General features: G+C 66.1%; 2 protein-coding genes and 2 pseudogenes. 1 reads left to right on the top strand and 3 read right to left on the bottom strand.

Annotated features, from left to right (window positions below; genetic code table 11):
• The 3 genes and pseudogenes from I5M_RS18500 to rsmI form a co-directional block, all read right to left on the bottom strand.
• Positions 1-522 (bottom strand): annotated as a pseudogene (locus I5M_RS18500) (glutathione synthase); the annotation flags it as partial.
• A 42-nt stretch (positions 523-564) separates the two neighbouring features.
• A complete protein-coding gene (locus tag I5M_RS18495; protein ID WP_022722755.1) occupies positions 565-960 on the bottom strand; it encodes a YraN family protein in 396 nt (131 codons plus the stop codon).
• Entirely contained in the window at positions 947-1,909 is a 963-nt protein-coding gene (gene rsmI, locus I5M_RS18490) for a 16S rRNA (cytidine(1402)-2'-O)-methyltransferase (RefSeq protein ID WP_022722754.1), read from the bottom strand. The genes I5M_RS18495 and rsmI overlap by 14 nt, the downstream gene beginning before the upstream one ends.
• A gap of 211 nt (positions 1,910-2,120) precedes the next feature.
• Between rsmI and I5M_RS18485 the strand changes: the two are divergent.
• Positions 2,121-2,467, top strand: a pseudogene (locus I5M_RS18485) (penicillin-binding protein activator); the annotation flags it as partial.

The raw sequence follows: 2,467 nt of genomic DNA, 5'->3' as shown, positions 1-2,467 counted from the left end.
CAGCACGCGAAACACCGCGGCGCCGCCATGGCCGTGCAGCGGCTTCATTACCACTGCGCCATGCTCGGCGCGGAAGGCGTTGATCTCGTCCTTGTCGCGGCTGATCAGGGTCGGCGGCATCAGTTCGGTGAAATCCATCACGAACAGCTTCTCGGGCGCGTTGCGCACGCTCGATGGATCGTTGACCACCAGCGTATGCGGATGGATGCGCTCGAGCAGATGCGTCGAGGTGATGTAAGCGAGGTCGAACGGCGGATCCTGGCGCAGCAGCACGACGTCGAAGTCGCGCATATTGGTGCGCTCGGGCTCGCCGAGCGTGAAGTGATCGCCCTCCTGATCGCGCACGCTGAGCTTCTGCACCGGCGCCACCACATCGCTGCCGCGCAGCGAAAGCCTGTCGGGCGTGTAGTAGGAAATCTGATGGCCACGCTTCTGGGCTTCGAGCAGCAGCGCGAAGGTGGAATCGCCGCGGATGTTGATGCGCGCGATCGGATCCATCTGGACGGCGACTTTGAGGGGCATGGGTGTTCCGGGATTTCAGCAGGGGGCGGGAAGATAGGACACTCAGGCGCTGGCGTCGAATGCGCCCGGCACATGCTGGGGCAGCCGTTTCGGCGCGACCAGCACGGCGTCGAAGCGCAGTTCGCAAGCGGCGTGGTCGGGATTGGCGGCGAGCCAGGCTTCCGTGGCGGCGATGATGCGTTGTTGCTGGCGCGGCGTCACCGCATAGGCGGCGTCGTCGAGCCGGGCGCGGGCTTTGACCTCGACGAAGGCGACCAGCGCGCGGCGTTTGACGATCAGGTCGATCTCGCCATAGGGCGTCTTGAATCTGCGCGCCAGCACGCGATAACCCTTCGCCATCAGGTAGGCGGCGGCGCGGGTCTCGGCCGAGATGCCGGTCTGAAACGCCGCGACCCGGTCGGGCGACGGCACGGCGACAGGCTGCTTAGCTTTGGCCATCGGCCTCGCCTTCATCATCTGTTTCGCGTTGGCGCATCAACTCCAGCGCGCGCGCATAGACTTCGCGGCGCGGCCGTCCCGACAGTTCAGTGACCTGCGCGACCGCATCCTTGACGCTGTCCCGCTGCAGCGAGTCCTGAAGTAACTGGTCGAGTGCGTCGTTGCTGATCGCGCCGGCATCGGCCGCGGGCGGCCCGATCACCACCACGAATTCGCCGCGGGTGTCGAGTGTGTCAGCCGTCGCGGCCAGTTCGGCGAGTGACGCGCGGCGGACCTCTTCGTGCAGTTTGGTGAGTTCGCGGCACACCGCGGCGGCGCGTGTACCAAGCGTGTCGGCCAGATCACGCAAGGACGCGGCGATGCGGCTGCCGGCTTCGAACAGCACCAGCGTGGCGTCGATGCTCGCAAGTTCAGCAAGGCGTGCGCGGCGCGCGCCTTGCTTGGGCGGCAGGAAGCCATCGAAGAAGAAGCGATCAGTCGGCAGGCTCGCCAGCGCCAGTGCGGCCAGTACCGACGATGGTCCCGGCAATGTGTGGACCGAATGTCCGGCGTCGTACGCTTCGCGCACCAGCCGATAGCCCGGATCGGAGATCAGTGGCGTGCCGGCATCCGACACCAGCGCCAGCGATCCGCCTTGCGCCAGATGCGCCAGCAGCTTAGGCCTTGCCTGCGCCGCATTGTGCTCGTGATAAGGTCGTAGCGGCGCGCGAATGCCGTAGCGTTCGGTGAGTCGGTGGGTGATACGCGTATCTTCGCAGGCAATCAGATCGACGCCCGCGAGCGTTTCGAGTGCGCGCAGCGTGATGTCGCCGAGATTGCCGATCGGCGTCGCGACGATGTGCAATCCAGGAGCCGCATGGGACGCGGCAATACGTTGCCCGGCGACCAGGAAACCGCGAGGCTCCGCCTCCGCGACTGAATGGTCAGGGCCGGCAGGGTTGGGGGGCATTAGATGATCCGAAGCTTGCAGAACAGAAGGTATTGCGGACCACCGCAGCGCGGATCTGCCCAGGCTCGAACAGGAGCATAAACCTTTTGTTTGGGTTAATCATTCGCGGACATTATGATGGGCCGGCTGGTCCGGACGAAGAACCGCGACGACGCCGACGTTCGGCCTCGCTTCTGTCGGCCTCGCTTCAGCCGGTATCTCTTCACATGGCATGGTGATCTTGCGCGATTCACACAAGACCTCTTCGGGGATGAGCCGCCGCGCCGCCGCCGGGCTATTGCTCAGTGCGCCGATGCTCGCGGCCTGTTCGGGCGTGCAGCAGAGCCTCAACAGCCAGTTCGGCCAACAGCCGCCGCAGGGTGCGCCGGGTTCGGCTCCGCAGCCGGAGGCGATCGGCACCGGCCGGGTCAAGGTCGGTCTGGTGCTGCCGCTCACCGGCCCCGGCAATGCCGGCGTCGTGGCGCAGTCGATGCGCAATGCCGCCGAGATGGCGCTGGCCGAATTCCGCAACGCCGACATCCAGCTCCTGGTCAAGGACGACGCCGGCACGTCAGGGCG

The sequence above is a fragment of the Rhodopseudomonas sp. B29 genome (assembly GCF_000333455.1).
In the GTDB taxonomy this organism is placed as follows: Bacteria; Pseudomonadota; Alphaproteobacteria; order Rhizobiales; family Xanthobacteraceae; genus Rhodopseudomonas.
This window is presented reverse-complemented; position numbering and strand designations above follow the sequence as displayed.

Bases quoted from the DNA above. Each gene is read 5' to 3' on its own strand.
- rsmI (WP_022722754.1), bottom strand. From the start codon at position 1,909: ATGCCCCCCAACCCTGCCGGCCCTGACCATTCAGTCGCGGAGGCGGAG.
- I5M_RS18495 (WP_022722755.1), bottom strand. From the start codon at position 960: ATGGCCAAAGCTAAGCAGCCTGTCGCCGTGCCGTCGCCCGACCGGGTC.